General features: G+C 60.6%; 18 protein-coding genes and 1 pseudogene. 6 read left to right on the top strand and 13 right to left on the bottom strand.

What is annotated here, in order from left to right:
- Positions 1 to 100: 100 nt before the first annotated feature.
- The 3 genes and pseudogenes from TU75_RS02230 to lgt form a co-directional block, all read right to left on the bottom strand.
- The gene (locus TU75_RS02230; RefSeq protein WP_069665438.1) at positions 101 to 1,333 is read right to left on the bottom strand and encodes a tyrosine-type recombinase/integrase; all 1,233 of its coding nucleotides are present in this window, start codon (positions 1,331 to 1,333) and stop codon (positions 101 to 103) included.
- A 110-nt stretch (positions 1,334 to 1,443) separates the two neighbouring features.
- Positions 1,444 to 2,022, bottom strand: a pseudogene (gene thyA, locus TU75_RS02225) (thymidylate synthase); the annotation flags it as partial.
- A 47-nt stretch (positions 2,023 to 2,069) separates the two neighbouring features.
- Positions 2,070 to 2,882: a prolipoprotein diacylglyceryl transferase gene (gene lgt, locus TU75_RS02220; RefSeq protein ID WP_003234701.1), complete on the bottom strand. Its 813-nt coding sequence runs from the start codon at positions 2,880 to 2,882 to the stop codon at positions 2,070 to 2,072.
- Between the two features lie 217 nt (positions 2,883 to 3,099).
- Here lgt and TU75_RS02215 point away from each other — a divergent pair, with 217 nt between their 5' ends.
- On the top strand, positions 3,100 to 3,846 hold the full coding sequence (locus TU75_RS02215) for an NRDE family protein (protein WP_060548086.1): 747 nt from the start codon (positions 3,100 to 3,102) through the stop codon (positions 3,844 to 3,846).
- 138 nt (positions 3,847 to 3,984) lie between these two features.
- Here TU75_RS02215 and ptsP read toward each other — a convergent pair whose 3' ends face one another.
- Positions 3,985 to 6,264 (bottom strand): phosphoenolpyruvate--protein phosphotransferase, encoded by a 2,280-nt coding sequence (gene ptsP / locus TU75_RS02210; RefSeq protein ID WP_003234704.1) that lies wholly within the window; start codon positions 6,262 to 6,264, stop codon positions 3,985 to 3,987.
- Positions 6,265 to 6,286: 22 nt separating this feature from the next.
- Positions 6,287 to 6,766, bottom strand: a complete 480-nt coding sequence (locus TU75_RS02205) for an RNA pyrophosphohydrolase (RefSeq protein ID WP_003234706.1) — start codon at positions 6,764 to 6,766, stop codon at positions 6,287 to 6,289.
- Between the two features lie 143 nt (positions 6,767 to 6,909).
- Here TU75_RS02205 and TU75_RS02200 point away from each other — a divergent pair, with 143 nt between their 5' ends.
- Positions 6,910 to 7,566 (top strand): histidinol-phosphatase, encoded by a 657-nt coding sequence (locus TU75_RS02200; protein WP_003234707.1) that lies wholly within the window; start codon positions 6,910 to 6,912, stop codon positions 7,564 to 7,566.
- Between the two features lie 200 nt (positions 7,567 to 7,766).
- Here the strand turns inward: TU75_RS02200 and TU75_RS02195 are convergent, their stop codons facing one another.
- Together TU75_RS02195 and ilvA are read right to left on the bottom strand one after the other, a co-directional pair.
- On the bottom strand, positions 7,767 to 8,180 hold the full coding sequence (locus TU75_RS02195; RefSeq protein ID WP_060548085.1) for a DUF2269 family protein: 414 nt from the start codon (positions 8,178 to 8,180) through the stop codon (positions 7,767 to 7,769).
- A 40-nt stretch (positions 8,181 to 8,220) separates the two neighbouring features.
- Positions 8,221 to 9,735, bottom strand: a complete 1,515-nt coding sequence (gene ilvA / locus TU75_RS02190) for a threonine ammonia-lyase, biosynthetic (RefSeq protein WP_003234711.1) — start codon at positions 9,733 to 9,735, stop codon at positions 8,221 to 8,223.
- Positions 9,736 to 9,872: 137 nt separating this feature from the next.
- On the opposite strand from ilvA, the gene rpiA reads away from it, so the two are divergent.
- Entirely contained in the window at positions 9,873 to 10,544 is a 672-nt protein-coding gene (rpiA, locus tag TU75_RS02185) for a ribose-5-phosphate isomerase RpiA (protein ID WP_003234713.1), read from the top strand.
- 30 nt (positions 10,545 to 10,574) lie between these two features.
- On the opposite strand, the gene TU75_RS02180 is transcribed toward rpiA, so the two are convergent.
- The 4 genes from TU75_RS02180 to TU75_RS02165 form a co-directional block, all read right to left on the bottom strand.
- Positions 10,575 to 11,489 carry an SdiA-regulated domain-containing protein gene (locus TU75_RS02180; protein ID WP_060548084.1) on the bottom strand — a complete coding sequence of 305 codons (915 nt, stop codon included), beginning with the start codon at positions 11,487 to 11,489 and terminating at the stop codon, positions 10,575 to 10,577.
- Positions 11,490 to 11,611: 122 nt separating this feature from the next.
- Positions 11,612 to 12,538: an SdiA-regulated domain-containing protein gene (locus tag TU75_RS02175; RefSeq protein ID WP_003234716.1), complete on the bottom strand. Its 927-nt coding sequence runs from the start codon at positions 12,536 to 12,538 to the stop codon at positions 11,612 to 11,614.
- 351 nt (positions 12,539 to 12,889) lie between these two features.
- Positions 12,890 to 13,555, bottom strand: coding sequence for a fumarylacetoacetate hydrolase family protein (locus TU75_RS02170; protein WP_003234718.1), 666 nt, complete (start codon positions 13,553 to 13,555; stop codon positions 12,890 to 12,892).
- Positions 13,556 to 13,577: 22 nt separating this feature from the next.
- The gene (locus TU75_RS02165) at positions 13,578 to 14,972 is read right to left on the bottom strand and encodes an FAD-binding oxidoreductase (RefSeq protein ID WP_003234721.1); all 1,395 of its coding nucleotides are present in this window, start codon (positions 14,970 to 14,972) and stop codon (positions 13,578 to 13,580) included.
- Between the two features lie 205 nt (positions 14,973 to 15,177).
- On the opposite strand from TU75_RS02165, the gene serA reads away from it, so the two are divergent.
- Entirely contained in the window at positions 15,178 to 16,407 is a 1,230-nt protein-coding gene (serA, locus tag TU75_RS02160) for a phosphoglycerate dehydrogenase (RefSeq protein WP_003234722.1), read from the top strand.
- Positions 16,408 to 16,472: 65 nt separating this feature from the next.
- Here serA and TU75_RS02155 read toward each other — a convergent pair whose 3' ends face one another.
- A complete protein-coding gene (locus tag TU75_RS02155) occupies positions 16,473 to 16,913 on the bottom strand; it encodes a DUF4399 domain-containing protein (protein WP_015373242.1) in 441 nt (146 codons plus the stop codon).
- 130 nt (positions 16,914 to 17,043) lie between these two features.
- Between TU75_RS02155 and TU75_RS02150 the strand changes: the two genes are divergently transcribed.
- Positions 17,044 to 17,517, top strand: a complete 474-nt coding sequence (locus TU75_RS02150) for a transporter substrate-binding domain-containing protein (RefSeq protein WP_060548083.1) — start codon at positions 17,044 to 17,046, stop codon at positions 17,515 to 17,517.
- Between the two features lie 216 nt (positions 17,518 to 17,733).
- Here the strand turns inward: TU75_RS02150 and TU75_RS02145 are convergent, their stop codons facing one another.
- On the bottom strand, positions 17,734 to 18,366 hold the full coding sequence (locus tag TU75_RS02145) for a 2OG-Fe(II) oxygenase (protein WP_060548082.1): 633 nt from the start codon (positions 18,364 to 18,366) through the stop codon (positions 17,734 to 17,736).
- Positions 18,367 to 18,497: 131 nt separating this feature from the next.
- Between TU75_RS02145 and TU75_RS02140 the strand changes: the two genes are divergently transcribed.
- Positions 18,498 to 19,250: a DUF2059 domain-containing protein gene (locus tag TU75_RS02140; protein ID WP_060548081.1), complete on the top strand. Its 753-nt coding sequence runs from the start codon at positions 18,498 to 18,500 to the stop codon at positions 19,248 to 19,250.
- Positions 19,251 to 19,272 lie beyond the last annotated feature (22 nt).

Here is a 19,272-nt window from a genome sequence, read left to right as displayed (position 1 = left end):
AGGATGCGATCCTGGTCTCAGCGGTCAGGAAGCAAGGAGGCTGAATTGTCCCGTCCAAGCCTTGAGCGTCGTGAAAGCTAGGTGGATCGCATCAACTCGATCACTTCCGATCGGACGGGCGTATTCGAAGCCAGGTCTTTACGATCAACGCTTCCATTTCCTGCGCCCGAGTCACTGTTATCGCGTTGTCATCGAGTAATTTTCGATAGAGATCCATCGCGATTTGGTTGTACTTCTCGGTCGTAGATAAATGAGCATGACCCAGGCTTTTACTGGTGATGGTTAGACGCTCTAAGTAATCCGTGCCCAGGTCTGGGCTTGAAAGGATTGCGTACGCGTTACCGTGCCTGAGCTTGTGAGGAGAGATGGGACGGGCGATGCGGTTGGCCGCTAAGGCGCGCTCACAGAGCCTTTCAAACAGACTGCTGATGGCTCTGGCACTGAAGGCCTCGCCGTGTGTGTTGAAAAAGGCAGGCGTGTCTTCAGGCTTGCCGTATTTCCGGGAATGGGTGCGGTATACCAACGAATCGTGGTAACGCTTGACCCTCTCCAGCGTGGCGCGACTGACAATGCTGTATCGCGCCTTACGTTGGTTGCCACGCCCCTTACTGCCGCTGATCCAAATGGGGCAGTAATCGACATGCAGAGGAAACTCCTCGTCCTGAGAGATGAACTTAGCCTTGCTGAATTTCAGGGCATCAAGGACGTTCTTCAAGCTAACAAACTCAACCTCGGAACGTCGCAGCCCCACATCGAAAATGAACTGCACTAGGCACCGTTCCCTTTCGTAGGGAGTGGACTCAATGAGCGCCATCAGCTCTTCGGTACTGCAGCCTTCGATGAGTTTCGACTTCGGGGAAGGAGTGAACATCCCTCGGTCATATGGGTTGCTCTGGCGCAAAGGAGCTCGCCCATCCACTGATGCGCAGAGGTAGTTAGCCATGAATGACATGAGGGTGGCATCACGGTTCCGGGCTGTGGCGCTTTCCAGGTCACTCTCTTCAATAAGAGATCGGAAGTACTCACGATAAATATGCGTGCCTGCGTCGATGAAGGCTTCATCAAGCTTGCAGGATTGCAGTTCAGGACGCGACTGCAGGAAGTCATAGATGTAGCCAAGGTTATGGCCGTAGGTCTTTACGGATTTGATGGAGAGGCCATCCGTAGACGCTCGCTCGGAAAGGAAACAGGAGACGTGAGGCAAGAGACGCTCATCATCATCGAAGACGCCACAGCCGGTAACACGAACCACTCCCTCTGTGGTCAGGCTCACCTCGTTCAGCAGGGACTCTCCAAGATCCAGGACTTCAGCCCTAGCAGCTACTACCTTCATTTCCATCTCTCTCCAAGCCCTTCACACACCCTAAACGGAATGTGCAGATTTGACTAGTCACTTTAAAAACGCTCGGAAAGGATTTGGCTCTACGCAACCATTGCGTAATGTGCAGTTTCTTCGAGGGGGTATAAAAGGAACACGTCGGAGCTGCGGATATACAACTGCATCGACAGGTGGCCGTCATGCACGAACGCCTGATACAGCAGGTGGCACGGCGGCAGGGCCTGCTTGCCGTTGCGCGCGTTTTCCTGGGGGCTTTTGGTTTCGTCGGGCAGGTACTCGACGTTCCAGCCGTGGAACAGGATGCGGCGGCTGTTGGGGTTGGTCTTGAGCGTGTGCACCATGTAGTCGATCTGGTTGATGGTGCCGCCGTCCTTGGTCGGCCAGGCGGTCCACTGCTCGCCGTACACCGGGCCGAGGTCGCCCTCTTCGGTGGCCCATTCGTCCCAGATCTTTACGCCGTTCTCGTTCAGCCACTGGATGTTGGTGTTGCCGCTCAACATCCAGATCAGTTCGTTGGCGATACTTTTGAAGTGCAGCTTCTTGGTGGTCAGCAGCGGGAAGCCGTCGGCCAGGTTATGTCGATACTGACGGGCGAACACGGCTTTGGTGCCGGTGCCGGTACGGTCGCCCTTGGTCAGGCCATTGGTCACGACGTCGTTCAGCAGTTCGAGATATTGCTTCATGTGCTTACCTGTATCGTTGAAGCCGAGGCGCGCCTCGGCATTCGTGTTTAAAGCGCGGCGTTCTTGATGCCTTGCGGACGATTGTAGGCCCACCACAGCATGCCCAGGCCGGCAATGATCATCGGCAGGCTCAACACTTGCCCCATGGTCAACCAGCCCCACGCCAGGTACCCCAACTGGGCGTCCGGCACCCGCACGAACTCGACGATGAAGCGGAAGATCCCGTAGAACAACGCGAACATCCCCGAAACGGCCATGGTCGGGCGTGGCTTGCGCGAGAAGATATAAAGGATAAGGAACAGTGCCACACCTTCCAACGCGAACTGGTACAGCTGCGACGGATGGCGCGGCAGTTGCGCCGGGTCGCTGAAAGGCGGGAACACCATGGCCCACGGCACGTCGGTCGGCTTGCCCCACAATTCGGCGTTGATGAAGTTACCGATGCGCCCGGCGCCCAGGCCGATCGGCACCATCGGCGCGACGAAGTCCATCAGTTGGAAAAACGACTTGCCGTTGCGCCGCCCAAACCACCAGGCGGCGATCATCACGCCGATAAAGCCGCCATGGAACGCCATGCCGCCCTTCCACACCTCAAAGATCAGCGTCGGGTTGGCGACGTACGCCGGCAGATCGTAGAACAGCACATAGCCCAGTCGCCCGCCGACGATCACGCCCATCGACAACCAGAAGATCAGGTCGGAGAGCTTTTCCTTGGTCCAGGTCGGGTCGAAACGGTTCAGGCGACGGGACGCCAGGAACCAGGCACCGCCGATGCCGACCAGGTACATCAACCCGTACCAGTGGATTTTCAGCGGACCAATGGCCAGGGCCACCGGGTCGATCTGCGGGTAAGGCAGCATTGCGACTCCTCGTTAAACAGTTAGTCATGACGCACCGGACCATGCCGATGCGCGATTAAGCCTGCGTTACAGCGGCCAGATCAAATCAGGAAGTTCACATACACGCCCAACAGCCCGGCATGTTAACGGATGGAAGGTGCACGGCCCAACTGCGTTGTCATGGAACGGCTGCGGTTGTGTGGGTAGAGTGGCAAAAAACACAAAAGAGAATCGCCCGATGTGCTTGATTGTCTTTGCCTGGCGGCCCGGCCATGCCCAGCCGCTGATCGTCGCGGCCAACCGTGATGAGTTTTACGCCCGCCCCACGCTACCGCTGGCCCAATGGCCGGATGCGCCCCACGTTTACGCCGGCCGTGACCAGGAAGCCGGCGGCACTTGGCTGGGAATCAGTGCCGATGGGCGCTTTGCCGCCCTGACCAATATCCGCGAGCCGCACCAGCCGCCGGCACGTACGTCGCGCGGAGAACTGGTGGCGCGGTTTCTCAGCGGTTCGCTGCCCATTGACCAGTATTTGGCCGAGGTTAACGGCCGTTCGATTGAATACGCCGGGTTCAACCTGCTGCTGGGTACGCGAGACGAGATGTGGCACTACAACGCCCATGAGAGCCAGCCGACCCGCTTGAAGCCTGGGATTTACGGCTTGTCCAATGCCACGCTGGACACCCCCTGGCCGAAGTTGCTCAAGGCCCGGGCAGCGCTGGGCGAGGTGCTGGAAGATCCCCAGCCGCAAGCCTTGCTGGCGATCATGAGCGACCCGCAGACCGCACCGTTTGCGCAGTTGCCGGATACCGGCGTGGGGTTGGCCACCGAGAGTCTGTTATCCAGCGTGTTTATCGCCAGCGCCAGTTATGGAACGCGAGTGAGTACGGCGCTGATTGTGAATGCCGACGGTACGCGGCGCATGGTGGAGCGCAGTTTCGGGCCGCAGGGTGGGCGGTTGGGTGAGGTGGAGCTGAATATTTGAGGGTGTCTGGACTGGCGCCATCGCAGGCAAGCCAACTCCCACAGTCGGAGTGCATCCACCTGCAAAAGCTGACTTTCCCCCCCTTTGGAATGCATTCACCTGTGGGAGCTGGCTTGCCTGCGATAAAGGCGCCTCGGTTCAGAGCGTCTTGGCAGAACCCGGGTTGATCATCCGCGTCAGCCCCAGGTTTTTCAGCGCCAGTTGCAACGAGCTGTGGATAACTTGCGGATTATCGATGGTCATCAGCTCGGCCAGCAGCTCCCTGGCCATGCCCAACTCAACCTGACGCAGCATCCACTTCACCTTCGGCAAGTTGGTGGCGTTCATCGACAGGCTGTCAAAGCCCATCGCCATCAACAGCACCGCCGCCGCCGGGTCGCCGGCCATTTCGCCGCAGATGCTCACCGGCTTGCCTTCGGCATGGGCGTCGCGCACCACATGTTGCAGGGCTTGCAGCACCGCCGGGTGCAGGTAGTCGTAGAGGTCGGCCACGCGCGGATTGTTGCGGTCCACGGCCAGCAGGTATTGGGTGAGGTCGTTGGAGCCGACCGACAGGAAGTCCACCTGCCGCGCCAGCTCCTTGGCCTGGTACACCGCCGCCGGGATTTCGATCATCACGCCGATCGGCGGCATCGGCACGTCCGAACCTTCGTCGCGCACTTCGCCCCAGGCGCGGTGGATCAGGTGCAGCGCCTCTTCCAGCTCATGGGTGCCGGAAATCATCGGCAGCAGGATGCGCAGGTTGTTCAGGCCTTCGCTGGCCTTGAGCATGGCGCGGGTCTGCACCAGAAAGATTTCCGGGTGGTCAAGGGTCACGCGGATGCCGCGCCAACCGAGGAAGGGGTTGTCTTCCTTGATCGGGAAATACGACAGGGATTTATCGCCGCCGATATCGAGGCTGCGCATGGTCACCGGCAACGGGTGAAACGCTTGCAATTGCTCGCGGTAGATCGCCAGCTGTTCCTTCTCGCTCGGGAATCGCTGGTTGATCATGAACGGCACTTCAGTGCGGTACAGCCCAACGCCTTCGGCACCGCGCTGTTGCGCGCGGGCAACGTCGGCCAGCAGGCCGGTGTTCACCAGCAGCGGCACGCGGTGGCCGTCGAGGGTCACGCACGGCAGTTCGCGCAGCGAATCGAGGCCCAGGGCCAGCTGTTTCTCTTCCTCCACCACTTCGGCGTACTGCTTGCGCAGCAGCTCGCTGGGGTTGGTGAAGACTTCACCACGATGGCCATCGACGATCATGTCGATGCCGTCGACTTTGGAGTAAGGCAGTTCCACCAGGCCCATCACCGTCGGGATACCCATGGCCCGGGCCAGGATCGCGACGTGGGAGTTGCCCGACCCCAATACCGAAACCAGGCCGACCAACTTGCCCTCCGGCACTTCGCCGAGCATGGTGGCGGTCAGTTCTTCACTGATCAGGATGGTGTTGTCGGGGTAGACCAGGTTGGTGGTGCGGTCTTCCTGCAGATAGGCCAGCAGACGGCGACCAAGGTCGCGCACATCCGAGGCGCGTTCGCGCAGGTAGGCGTCGTCCATCAATTCGAAACGGTTGACGTGATCGGTGACCACCTGGCGCAGTGCGCCCTGGGCCCACTGGCCGGTCTTGATCACTGTCTTGACTTCGTTACCCAGGGACGCGTCATCGAGCATCATCTGGTACACGTCGAACAGCGCACGCTCTTCGGGGCGCAACTGGGTAGCCAGCTTGGTCGACAGGTTGCGCATGTCGGCGCGCACGCCTTCCAGAGCGGTCTTGAACAGTTTGATTTCGGCGTCAATGTCCTTGACGGTCTTGTCCGGCACCACATCGAGGTCGGCCGGAGGCAACATGACCACAGCCGTACCGACCGCCGCGCCCGGCGAACCCGGCACGCCAATGAACTTGGCCTCCTGGATGCCCTTGCCCTCGCGGCCCAGGCCACGAATCGAGCCCGTCGCCTCGGCGTGGGCGATAACTCCGGCGAGCTGCGCGCTCATGGTCACGAGGAAGGCTTCTTCACCTTCGTCGAACTGACGACGTTCTTTTTGCTGGATGACCAACACGCCGACGACGCGGCGGTGGTGAATGATCGGTGCGCCGAGGAAGGACGCGTAGCGCTCCTCGCCGGTTTCGGCAAAGTAGCGGTAACGGGGGTGATCGGCTGCGTGTTCAAGGTTGAGAGGTTCTTCACGCGTCCCCACCAGGCCCACCAGACCCTCATTGGGCGCCATGCTGACCTTGCCGATTGAGCGCTTGTTCAAGCCCTCGGTGGCCATCAGCACAAAACGGTTGGTCTCGGGGTCCAGCAGGTAAACCGAGCAGACCTGGCTGCCCATGGCTTCCTTGACGCGCAACACAATAATCCCCAACGCCGCCTTGAGATCCTTAGCGGAGTTAACTTCCTGGACGATCTTGCGCAGCGTATTGAGCATGGCTCGGGGTCGAACTCCGTCGTCAGTCGCGCGATAAAAGGCGCGGGGCAAGCTCTTTGAGCGCGCGACGATACACTTCGCGCTTGAATGTCACCACCTGGCCTAACGGGTACCAATAGCTGACCCAGCGCCAGCCATCGAACTCCGGTTTACCGGTCAAATCCATCCGCACCCGCTGCTCGTTGGAGATCAGGCGCAAAAGAAACCATTTCTGCTTCTGGCCGATGCACAGCGGCTGGCTGTGGGTACGCACCAGGCGTTGCGGCAAACGATAGCGCAACCAGCCACGGGTGCAGGCCAGAATTTGCACATCTTCGCGTTCTAGGCCCACTTCTTCATTCAACTCACGGTACAAGGCATCTTCAGGGGATTCGTCGGGGTTGATTCCGCCTTGAGGAAACTGCCAGGCATCTTGGTTGATTCGGCGAGCCCATAGCACCTGTCCGGCATCATTCGTAAGAATGATCCCGACATTAGGACGGAAACCATCGGGGTCGATCACGGCAACAACCTCGCAAACGCATGTCGCCGCATTGTTCCACAAAGGTTGATCAAGCGGCAACGAGGCTTCTTAGCTTATGTGCACTCTTGTGAAAAGTCCGTATTCTGGACGCCTTTTTACAGACTTTTCAGCGAGTAACTGCAATGCGCCTGGCTTTATTCGACTTGGACAACACCCTTCTCGGCGGTGACAGCGACCACGCCTGGGGCGATTACCTGTGCGAGCGCGGGATTCTCGACGCGGTGGCCTACAAGGCGCGTAACGATGAGTTCTATCAGGACTACCTGGCCGGCCGGCTCGACAATGCCGCCTACCTCAACTTCAGCCTGGACATCCTCGGCCGCACCGAGCGGGCCCAGCTGGACGAGTGGCACCGCGACTTCATGCGCGACTGCATCACCCCGCTGATGCTGCCGCTGGCGGCACAACTGCTGGCCAGGCACCGCGCCGCAGGTGACAAGCTGGTGATCATCACCGCGACCAACCGCTTCGTCACCGCGCCGATTGCCGAACTGCTGGGGGTCGAGACGCTGATCGCCACCGAATGCGAAGAGCTTGAAGGGCGTTACACAGGGCGCAGCACCGACGTGCCGTGCTTTCGCGAAGGCAAGGTGACGCGCTTGAACCGTTGGCTGGAAGAGACCGGCTACAGCCTGGAAGACAGCTACTTCTACAGTGATTCGATGAATGATTTGCCGTTGCTGGAGCAGGTGACACACCCGGTAGCGGTAGACCCGGACCCGAGTCTGCGGGCTGAAGCCGAGAAGCGCGGTTGGCCGGTGATTACCCTGCGCGGCTGATATGGCTCCTGTGGCGAGCAGGCTTGTCCTAGTGCCGTTCAGTTAAGCGCAGATTCCCTGTGGCGAGCAGGCTTGTCCTGCGTTGGGCTGCGCAGCAGCCCCAAAACCAGGCCCTGAGCCGTATCAGGTACACCTCGTTTTGCTGGAGTGGGGGCGCTTCGCACCCCAACGCGGGGCAAGCCCGCTCGCCACAAAAAAGCTCAAACCGGCTTGGCACCCATCAACCCGGCAATCGCCACAAACCCCACCAGGCTGACCACCGCCAGCACCAGCGTAAAGTTCAAGCTGCCACCCTCGCCCCTGCGCAGGCGATTGAGCCGCGCCACCAGCCAGAACCAGGCCAGCGCCGCCACGGTATACACAATACCCGAGCCCAAAATCCAGGTTTGCCCCAGCGGCCAGCCCGTCAGGTGCGCCAGCCACCAGCCGGTGAACGGCATGCTCACAAGGCACACACCCATCAACAACCACACAAACACCCACGGACGCTGCAGGGTCACCGCCGGACCCGCGCTGCGTTTACGCCAGGCCAACAGCGCCAGGCCTATACCGCTGAGCAACAGCAACGCCGTGGCGGCAATGTGGATAACTTTCAGGGTGATCAGGGTTTCCATCGCTCATATTCCTTAAAAGGTCGCGCCTGCAGAGTAGTCGCTAACCGAGGAAGAGTGTGTAGGCCGGGTTCTCGCTTTCATCCCAGTACGGGTAGCCAATCGCCTCAAGAGCCGCCGGCACCAGGTGGCGTTCGTCCGCCGGCACTTGCAAGCCGGCGACCACACGGCCGTCTGCCGCGCCGTGGTTGCGGTAGTGAAACATCGAGATGTTCCAGCGCCCGCCCAGCTTGTTAAGAAAGTTGAACAAGGCTCCCGGCCGCTCCGGGAACTCGAAACGGAACACCAGTTCATTGCTGACATGCGCCGCATGCCCGCCGACCATATGGCGAATGTGCAATTTGGCCAGTTCGTTTTCGGTCAGGTCCAGCACCGGAAAACCCTGCTGGGTGAGACTGGCAATCAGCGCGCTGCGCGGGTCGTTTTCCGGGTGGGTCTGCACGCCGACAAAGATGTGCGCCTCGCTGCCGGAGTGGTAGCGGTAGTTGAATTCGGTGATCTGCCGCTTGCCCACGGCTTCGCAGAACGCCTTGAAGCTGCCCGGACGTTCGGGGATGGTCACGGCGATGATGGCTTCGCGGCCCTCGCCCAGTTCGGCGCGCTCGGCCACATGGCGCAGGCGGTCGAAGTTGACGTTGGCACCGGAGTCGATGGCAACGAAGGTCTGCCCGCTGACGCCACGGGTCTCCACGTATTTCTTGATACCGGCCACGCCCAGCGCGCCGGAAGGCTCGGTAATGGAGCGGGTGTCGTCGTAGATGTCCTTGATCGCCGCGCAGATTTCATCGGTGCTGACGGTGATCACTTCATCCACATAATCCTTGCAGATCTCGAAGGTGTAATGGCCGATCTGCGCCACCGCCACGCCATCGGCAAACAGGCCCACGGTCGGCAGCACCACGCGTTCGCCGGCGGCCATGGCCTCTTGCAGGCAGTTGGAATCGTCCGGTTCGACGCCGATGACCTTGATCTCCGGGCGCAGGTATTTCACGTACGCCGCAATGCCGGCAATCAGCCCGCCGCCGCCCACCGGTACGAAAATCGCGTCCAACGGCCCTGGGTGCTGGCGCAGGATTTCCATCGCCACGGTGCCCTGCCCGGCAATGGTGTGCGGATCATCGTAGGGGTGGATGTAAACGTAGCCTTGTTCGTCGACCAGTTTGAGCGAGTAGGCCAGGGCCTCCGGGAAGGAGTCGCCGTGCAGCACCACGATGCCGCCACGGGAGCGCACGCCTTCGACCTTGATCTCGGGGGTGGTCTTGGGCATCACGATAGTGGCTTTGACCCCCAGCACCTTGGCCGCCAGGGCCAGGCCCTGGGCGTGGTTGCCCGCCGACGCGGTGACCACGCCACGCGCGCGCTCCTCGCTGCTGAGCTGGGTGAGCTTGTTGTAGGCCCCGCGAATCTTGAACGAGAACACCGGCTGCAAGTCTTCGCGCTTGAGCCAGACCTTGTTGCCCAGCCGTTCGCAAAGCTGGGGGGCGATCTGCAACGGGGTTTCTACGGCAACGTCGTAAACGCGCGAGGTGAGGATCTTTTTGACGTAGTCTTCAAGCATCGGCGGCAATCACTGGGCGAGTGGGACAGGACCGGTGAGTCTAACCCGGCCTTTGACCGTACGACCACACGAATCCCGAGGTTTTGTTGGGTTATACTCGCCGCCCTCGATAATTCCCCGCCCGCTCCGGAGCCCGCATGACCCAGGATCAACTCAAACAGGCAGTGGCCCAGGCCGCCGTCGATTTAATCCTTCCCAAACTCGACGACAAGAGCATCGTCGGTGTCGGCACCGGCTCCACCGCCAACTGCTTTATCGATGCGCTGGCCCTGCATAAAGGTGCGTTCGACGGCGCCGTGGCCAGCTCCGAAGCCACCGCCGCGCGCCTCAAGGGCCATGGCATTCCAGTGTACGAGCTCAACACCGTGAGCGACCTGGAGTTCTATGTGGACGGCGCCGATGAAAGCGACGAGCACCTGAACCTGATCAAGGGCGGCGGCGCAGCCCTGACCCGCGAGAAGATCGTCGCGGCCGTGGCCAAAACCTTTATCTGCATCGCCGATGCCAGCAAGCTGGTGCCAGTACTCGGCGCCTTCCCGCTGCCGGTGGAAGTGATCCCCATGGCCCGCAGCCACGTGGCCCGCGAGCTGGTGAAGCTGGGCGGCGACCCGGTGTACCGCGAAGGCGTGTTGACCGACAACGGCAACATCATCATTGACGTGTTCAATATGCAGATCACTGATCCGGTGGCGCTGGAAACGCAGATCAATGCAATTGTCGGCGTGGTCACCAACGGGCTGTTCGCTGCTCGCCCGGCGGATGTGTTGCTGCTGGGCACCCCTGAAGGCGTGAAAACCCTCAAAGCCTGACATTGCCTTGCTGTTGTTTTATGTGGGGGCTCAGGGATTGGGTTTCTTGAACACATAAAACAGGTTCGGCTCGCTCACCAGGTACAGGCTGCCCTGGTCGTCCATGGCGATCCCTTCGGCCTGGGGCACGCGTTTCTTCAGGCCGTGGCGTCCATTGAGCAACGACAAGGTGCTCAATGGACGACCGTCGATATCCAGTTCCAATACCAGAAACGACTCATCCGACAGTGCCAGCAGATGGCCGCTGCGCTCGTCGTATTGCAGGCTCGACAGGTCACGCACGAACAGCCCGGCATCGCGCTTGGGGTTGTTGATCACATGCACCGAGTAGGTTTTTTCCGCTTTGAAATGGGGAAACCCGTGGACCTCGTAGATCAGCATCGGGTCGCGCTCCTTGGCGACGAACAGGCGCTTGCCCACCGAATCGTAAGCCAGGCCTTCAAAGCCCTTGTTGCTGCCCATGTGCACGCCCAGGGTCATCTGCTCGGCGTCGGCCGCGTCGAGAAATTGTGTTTCATCGTCCACGTGCACCTTGATCAGCCGTTGCTGGCGCTCATCGCTGATCACGTAGATGTTGTCACTGATGAACTCTACCGCCTCGGCATCGCCAAATCCCACCAGCGCAATGCGCCGCAGGATTTTGCCGTCCAGGGACAGCTCGATCAGTTCGGCGTTTTTGTTGGTCACGGTAAACAGGCTTTTGCGCACCGGGTCGTAGGTGAGCGCAGAGACATCATCGTCCAGGCCCTCGATTTTCTGCGCTTCGAGGGTGACCTGGTAATCGGCCAGGCCGATGGAGCGCTGGTCGGCCGGCTGGCGCCACACTTGCCAGTTGAACCAGGCCCGTTCGAACAGGCGAAACTGCTGGGCGACGATGACGCCGGCCACGAGGGCGACCAACAACAGGATGAGAAAAGCAGGTTTGGGACGGGCAAGTCGACGCATCGGGACGGGCTCGGAGAAAAAAACTGGCGAATAGATATCAAGGTCGCCTGAATTTAAACTTAAACGCGCCCGGCTGTCTGGCGAATGCCGTTTACGGGGATCAAACCGACGCAATCCGCCGGTTATTTATGCTTTTCGAAACGGTAGAACAGGTTGGGCTCACTGACCATGTAGAGGTTGCCCTCGTCATCCATGGTCACCCCTTCCGCGCGGGGGATGGTGTTTTTCAGGCCATTGAAACCACCGAGCACGGTCATGAAGCTGACTTGCTTGCCGTGCTCGTCCAGTTCCAACAGCAGGTGCGAGTCGGCCGACAGCACCAGCAGGTGCCCGGTGCGCGGGTCGACGGCCAGGGCCGAGAGGTTGCGTACGTCCAGTTCGTTGCTGGTCAGCTTCTGTTTGTCGCCAACCAGGGTCTGGCTGCCGTCGCTTTTCCAGGTAAATAACGCAGGCGGACGCTCTTCGCCGAGTACCAGTTGCTGGTTGCGCGGATCCCAGGCAACGGCTTCAAAGGCTTTGTTCTGGTCCCTGGACGGGCCCAGATCGTAACTGGGGAAATCGGCTTTGTTGAGCGCGGTGGTGCTGGCATCGACCTTGACGATGGTGAGGCTGTGCTGACGCTCATCAACCACGGCCATCAGGCCGTTTTCCATCACCGTCAGGGCTTCCGGGTTGTTCCAGCCATTGAGCGGCATCTTGCGCAGCACATCGCCTTGCAGGCTCAGCTCGACGAGAAACGGGTTCTTGCCCATCACCGAAAACAGCGTTTTGCTTTGGGGGTTGTAAGAAACGTCCGAGGCCTCATCCCCTTCCATGCCGGGCAGCAACTTGGCGTCGATCACTGCGTGATAGTCCGGCAGCCAGATACTTTGCTGGCGTTCTGCCGGGGACTCGAAGCGTTCCAGCACCCACAGCACACCCCGGTCGTCCCAATGCATGGCCCAGGCCACGCCATACAGAACCGCAGCGGCCAGGAATACCCAGGAATACCAGCGCATGAAACGGCGGGGGCGAAGCGTAGGTTTGGAGGTAGGCAGGGGCACGGCCATGGGTCGCTTTTCCGGAAAGTCAGCGGTAGGGAATAGCACAGGATGCGAAGAGCTGCGCGTTGGAAGCGCGGATTATCCAGACGGGGTGTGAAAAAAATGCAAAGACGGTAGGGCACGCTGTGGCGAGCAGGCTTGTCCTGCGTTGGGCTGCGCAGCAACCCAAAACCAGGCGCTGAGCCGTATCAGGCACACCGCGTTTTGCTGGATGGGGGGCGCTTCGCACCCCAACGCGGGGCAAGCCCGCTCGCCACAACAAGCCCGCTCGCCACAACGGGCCCGCTTGCCACAGAGGCTCCAGTTTGCTGCGCGACAACGCTTGCGGAGCCTCCCACAGTTTTTAACCGCGTCCTTTCAGCGAACGACGCTTTCGAAGCGGGTGCCGCCCGCCAGTTCCAGCACCAGTTCATCGCCCACATTCAGCGGGCCCACGCCGGCGGGGGTGCCGGTGAGGATGACGTCGCCGGCCTGCAGCGAGAAACAGCCGGCCATGTGCTGGATCATCGGGATGATCGGGTTGAGCATCAGCGCGCTGTTGCCGTCCTGGCGCACTTCGCCGTTGATGGTCAGGCGGATGCCGATGTCGGTGACGTCCGGGTACGTGCTGCTCACCACGAAGGGGGCAATCACCGCCGCACCGTCGAACGACTTGGCGATTTCCCAGGGCAGGCCCTGGGATTTGAGTTCGGCCTGCTTGTCGCGAAGCGTCAGATCGAGGGCCGGGGCGAAGCCGGAGATGGCGTCCAGCACTTCTTCACGGCTGGGATTGTTCGACAGGGGCTTGCCGATCAGTACCGCGATTTCCGCCTCGTAGTGCACCGAGCCACGCTCGGTGGGAATGGCGAAACCGCCCTCCAGCCCGACCACACAGCTGCCCGGTTTGATGAACAGCAGCGGCTCGGTGGGCACCGGATTGTTCAGTTCCTTGGCATGTTCGGCGTAGTTACGCCCGATGCACACCACCTTGCCCAATGGAAAGTGGATATTGGTGCCGTCGATATACTTGTGCTGGTAGCTCATGGAACGACTCCTTCAGGTGCGTTTAAACAGCGAAGATCTTGCCGGGGTTCATGATCCCGTTTGGGTCGAATACCGCTTTCACGGCCTTCATGTAGTCGATTTCAACCGGTGAGCGGCTGTAGGCCAGGTAGTCGCGCTTGGTCATGCCCACGCCGTGTTCGGCGGAGATCGAGCCGTTGTACTTCTGCACGGTTTCAAATACCCACTTGTTCACGGTGGCGCACTTGGCGAAGAACTCATCCTTGCTCAGGGTTTGCGGCTTGAGGATGTTCAGGTGCAGGTTGCCGTCGCCAATGTGGCCGAACCAGACGATTTCGAAGTCGGGGTAGTGCTCGCCAACGATCGCATCGATTTCCTTGAGGAAGGCCGGCACCTTGGAGACCGTCACCGAGATGTCATTCTTGTAGGGCGTCCAGTGGGAAATGGTCTCGGAGATGTACTCGCGCAGCTTCCACAGGTTGTGCAACTGGGTGTCGCTCTGGCTCATCACGCCGTCCAGCACCCAACCCTGCTCCACGCAATGCTCGAAGGTTTCCAGCGCATGGTTGGCGACGTCTTCGGTGGTGGCTTCGAATTCCAGCAACGCGTAGAACGGGCAATCGGTCTCGAACGGCGCGGGCACATCGCCCCGGCCCATGACCTTGGCCAGGGCCTTGTCGGAAAAGAACTCGAAAGCGGTCAGGTCCAGCTTGCCCTGGAACGCGTGCAGCACCGGCATGATCGAGTCGAAGTCGGTGGTGCCCAGCACCATGGCCGTGAGGTTTTTGGGCGCTCGGTCCAGGCGCATGGTGGCCTCGACCACAAACCCCAGGGTACCTTCGGCGCCGATGAACAGCTGGCGCATGTCATAGCCGGTGGCGTTCTTGATCAGGTCGCGGTTCAGTTCCAGCACGTCACCCTTGCCGGTGACAACTTTCATGCCCGCCACCCAATTGCGGGTCATGCCGTAGCGAATCACCTTGATCCCGCCAGCATTGGTGCCGATGTTGCCGCCAATCTGGCTGGAACCGGACGAGGCGAAGTCCACCGGGTAGTACAAGCCGTTTTCTTCGGCGACGTTCTGCAACTGCTGGGTGACCACGCCCGGCTGGCACACGGCCGTGCGGTCGGTGAGGTTCACGTCGAGAATCTGGTTCATGTAGTCGAACGACACCACCACCTCGCCATTGGCCGCCACTGCCGCCGCCGACAGCCCGGTACGCCCGCCGGACGGCACCAGCGCGACCTTGCGTTCATTGGCCCAACGAACGATGGCCTGCACCTGTTCGATGGTCTTGGGGAAGACGATGGCGGTGGGTGCCGGGGCGAAATGCTTGGTCCAGTCCTTGCCGTAGGTTTCCAGGGAGTCGGCATCGGTCAGCACCTTGCCAGGCTCAACCAGGGTCTTCAGCTCATCAATCAGGGCAGCCTGGGTCATCGACAGAACTCTCGAACAATTCATGGTCATCCTGAGAACGCTTCACGTCGCAGGAATAGGTGTTTAGCGGGGTGCGTATGCTAGCATACCGCCCCCGCAGGACAGACCCAAAGGGCGTTTCTGCGGCGACGGCTTTCCTGCCGTCCGGGTCAGCTTGCGCTGCTCGATTCCCTGCCATTTTTCTCCGGGATACAGGTTTACGCAGATGAGCAAGACTTCTCTCGATAAGAGCAAGATCAAGTTCCTTCTTCTGGAAGGCGTCCACCCATCGGCCGTCGACGTGCTGAAGGCCGCCGGGTACACCAGCATTGAGTACATCACCAGTTCTCTGCCGGAAGCCCAACTGAAGGAAAAGATCGCCGACGCGCACTTTATCGGCATTCGCTCCCGCACTCAGCTGACCGAAGAGATCTTCGATCACGCCAAGAAACTCGTGGCGGTCGGCTGTTTCTGCATCGGCACCAACCAGGTTGACCTGAACGCTGCGCGCGAGCGCGGTATTGCGGTGTTCAACGCCCCGTACTCCAACACCCGTTCCGTTGCGGAACTGGTGCTGGCCGAGGCCATCCTGCTGTTGCGCGGTATCCCCGAGAAGAACGCTTCCTGCCACCGTGGCGGCTGGATCAAGAGCGCGGCCAACTCCTTCGAAATCCGTGGCAAGAAGCTGGGCATCATCGGCTACGGCTCGATCGGCACGCAGTTGTCGGTGCTGGCTGAAGGCCTGGGCATGCAGGTGTTCTTCTACGACACCCTCACCAAGCTGCCACTGGGCAACGCCACTCAGGTGTCGAGCCTGACCGAGCTGCTGGGCATGTCCGATATCGTCACCCTGCACGTACCGGAAACGTCCGAGACCCAGTGGATGATGGGCGAGAAGGAAATCCGCGCGATCAAGAAAGGCGGGATCCTGATCAACGCCGCGCGCGGCACCGTGGTCAAGCTGGACGCCCTGGCCGACGCGATCAAGGACAAGCACCTGATCGGCGCCGCCATCGACGTGTTCCCGGTAGAACCGCGCTCCAACGACGACGTCTTCGAAAGCCCGCTGCGTGGCCTGGACAACGTGATCCTGACCCCGCACATCGGCGGTTCCACCGCTGAAGCGCAGGCCAACATCGGCTTGGAAGTGGCCGAAAAGCTGGTCAAGTACAGCGACAACGGTACGTCGGTGTCGTCGGTGAATTTCCCGGAAGTGGCCTTGCCGGCTCACCCTGGCAAGCACCGTCTGCTGCACATCCACCAGAACATTCCGGGTGTGATGATGGAGATCAACAAGGTGTTTGCGGAAAACGGCATCAACATCTCCGGTCAGTTCCTGCAGACCAACGAGAAGGTTGGCTACGTGGTGATCGACGTCGATGCCGAGTACTCGGACCTGGCGCAGGAGAAACTGCAGCACATCTCCGGCACTATCCGCAGCCGCGTATTGTTCTGACGTTTTACGCTGCACAAAAAATGGGAGACCCGCAGGGGTCTCCCATTTTTTTAGCCGAGCAACGCTTACTTGACGTTAACGGTAATGACCTTGGACACCACGGTCGGGTTGAACTGCATGTGCAGCTTGTCGCCCGCCACCAGTTGCAAGGTGTGCTTGCCCGGGGTGAGGGTCAGTTCGGTTTCGGTCTGAGCCTTGCCGTAATGGATCACGGTATCGGTGGCCGGGATCGGCAGCTTGGCGTCGGGCAATTCCTTCTGATCGATCAACAGGTGATGGTGACCGGTGCCGGCGGCCTGCTCGGTGGCTGGGGCCAGCTTCAAGCCTTCCATGCCGAATTTGACGGTGAAGGTTTTGTCGACGGTGGCGCCGTCCTTGGGCGAGACGATAAACACCTTGGCGCCTTCAGGTGGAGCGCTGCGCGGGATGCCGTCAGCGGCGCCAGCCAACATCGATGCACCCAGCAGCAGGCTGGCCAGGGCGGTACGAGACATAAGGCCTTTCATTCGCTTCTCCAGTTTTGTATGAAATCTGTAGGTTCGGGACAACTTCGCGACATATTGCTGTCCAAGGCACTCGACACCCTGACAAAGCGATGCTGATCGGCGCCTCGCACATTCGAATCTAGGAGTGACCATGCGCTTCTCGCCTGGCCTGTTACTGTTGCTGCCCCTCTTGAGCCCCTTGGCTCACGCCGAGTTGATCGACGATATCAACGATCGCGGCGAACTGCGCATCGTCCTGCAAGCCAATACGCCGCCTTACAACTTCAAGGACGGTGACAAGCTCACCGGTTTTGAAGTGGAGCTGGGCGAACAACTGGCCAAGGAGATGGACCTGCGCCCCTCATTTATCACCACCGATGACGCCGATATGCTGCCCGGCGTGGAAACCGGCAAGTACGACGTGGCCATCAACCATATCGCTATGACTGCCGAGCTTGAGGATCGTTTCGATTTCAGCGAGACGTATAGCGAGAAACCCGCGCTGGCGATTCCGTTTCAGAAGGGCAACCCGGCGTTCAAGTTGAGCCTGAACAACGCATTGCATCGAGTGCAGGCCGATGGCCGATTGAAGGCGCTGTCGCAGAAGTGGCTAAAGCCTGAGTAACACGCAGTGAATGTGGAAGGCGCTGCAGCCTCTGTGGCGAGCGGGCTTGCCCCGCGTTGGGGTGCGAAGCGCCCCCAATCCAGCAAAACGCGGTGTACCTGATACGGCTCAGCGCCTGGTCTTGGGGCTGCTGCGCAGCCCAACGCAGGACAAGCCTGCTCGCCACAGGGAGTCTGCGCTTAAATGAACGGCATTGGGGCCCGGCCGAATCAATGCTTAGAACGGCTCATTGCCCCGCCGGCGAAACCAGCCTGTGAGCGACAACCGTTCGCGGGTGGCGGGCAACACTTCATGGGGCACCTCGCCCGAGAGGAACACCACCAGGCTGCCGCCCGTGGGCACCACATCGTGTTCGATGCCGCCCTTGAGGTACATGCGCAACTGGCCGCCGTGCTCGGGCAGCCAGGCGTCGTTCAGGTAGATCACGGCTGACACCATGCGCCGATCATCGTCGCGAAAGCGGTCCACGTGCTTGAGGTAGAACGCGCCGGGCGGGTACATCGCAAAATGACTTTCGAAATCTTCCAGGCCCAGGAACAGGCCACGGTTCATGGCCAGGCGCAGGCTGTCCATCACGGCCATGTAAGTGTCGCAGACGGCAGCGTCGCCCTCCTCCAGCCACTGGATATGGTCACCGCGAATCCCCTCGCGAATCTCCTGCGCCGGACCGCGCCCCACGGCCGCTGGCGCCAGCTCACCTTCGGCCGCACGTTTACGGCACTCAGCCGCCAACTCCAGCGTCAGAACCTGGGGCAGAAAGGCGTGCTGCTGCGACCAGCCTTTTTCGGCCAGGTCGTCGACAATGCGCTGCAGCAAGGGGTGATCGTGGGGTATTTGCATGGCGCGCATAGTATCCATACGCCTGGGAATCCGACAGCGCCGTCGAGCGACTGAACTCACTTTAGTCAGGTGACTGATAGGACTTCTCGACAAATCCTACGCCCGACACGGACAATAGTGGCCGACTGACAGGAGTCCTTATGCGTCGTTTGTTTTTTTCCTTGCTGATGTTCTGCGTGTTGCCCGCCTGGGCAGACGGCCATGACCAGTTGTACAAGGTCGCCGGCTGGGCCGAACAACGTGCGCATTTCAATGACGCCCTCAGTGCCGCCCAGCAGCGCTACCGCAACAGCCTGCCGCCGGCGGTGTACCAGACGCTGGTGGACAACAGCAACAAACGCTTCGCCGCCCAGGCCATGGACCAGCGGGCCGAGGCGCAGTTGCGCAAGCACCTGGCCGACCCGCAACCGGCGCTGGGGTTTTTCCAGTCGCCGCTGGGCCGCAAGATCGTCGCCGCCGAGTTGCTGGCCACGCGCCGCGACCAACTGGCGAAAAACGCCCATGGCTTGCCGAAAATCCAGGCCGACGCTACCCGCAGCCTGATCATCGGCCACCTGGCCCAGGCGTTGCCCGCCCGTGAAGCCGGCGCGGAAGTCAGTCTGGCGATTGCCGGGGTGGCGGCCGACAGCCTGAGCCAGATGATCCCCGGCCTGCTCGGCGGTGGTCAGGCCCAGGGCATGTTGAACGGGCAGCGCGAACGGTTAATGCAGCAGATCGATAAGGACCTGAACAACACCCTGCTGTACGTCTATCGGGATCTGTCCGACCCGGAGCTGGAAGAATTCGCGACCTTTGCAGAGTCGCCACAGGGCAAGGCGTATTACCAGGCGGCGCTGGCGGCCATCCGGGCAGGATTGGCAGTGGGCCAAAGCACTTCAAGCCTGGCACCGTAAACAAGGTGGGAGGGAACAAGCC

It is taken from the genome of Pseudomonas poae (genome assembly GCF_001439785.1).
In the GTDB taxonomy this organism is placed as follows: Bacteria; Pseudomonadota; Gammaproteobacteria; order Pseudomonadales; family Pseudomonadaceae; genus Aquipseudomonas; species Aquipseudomonas poae.
This window is presented reverse-complemented; position numbering and strand designations above follow the sequence as displayed.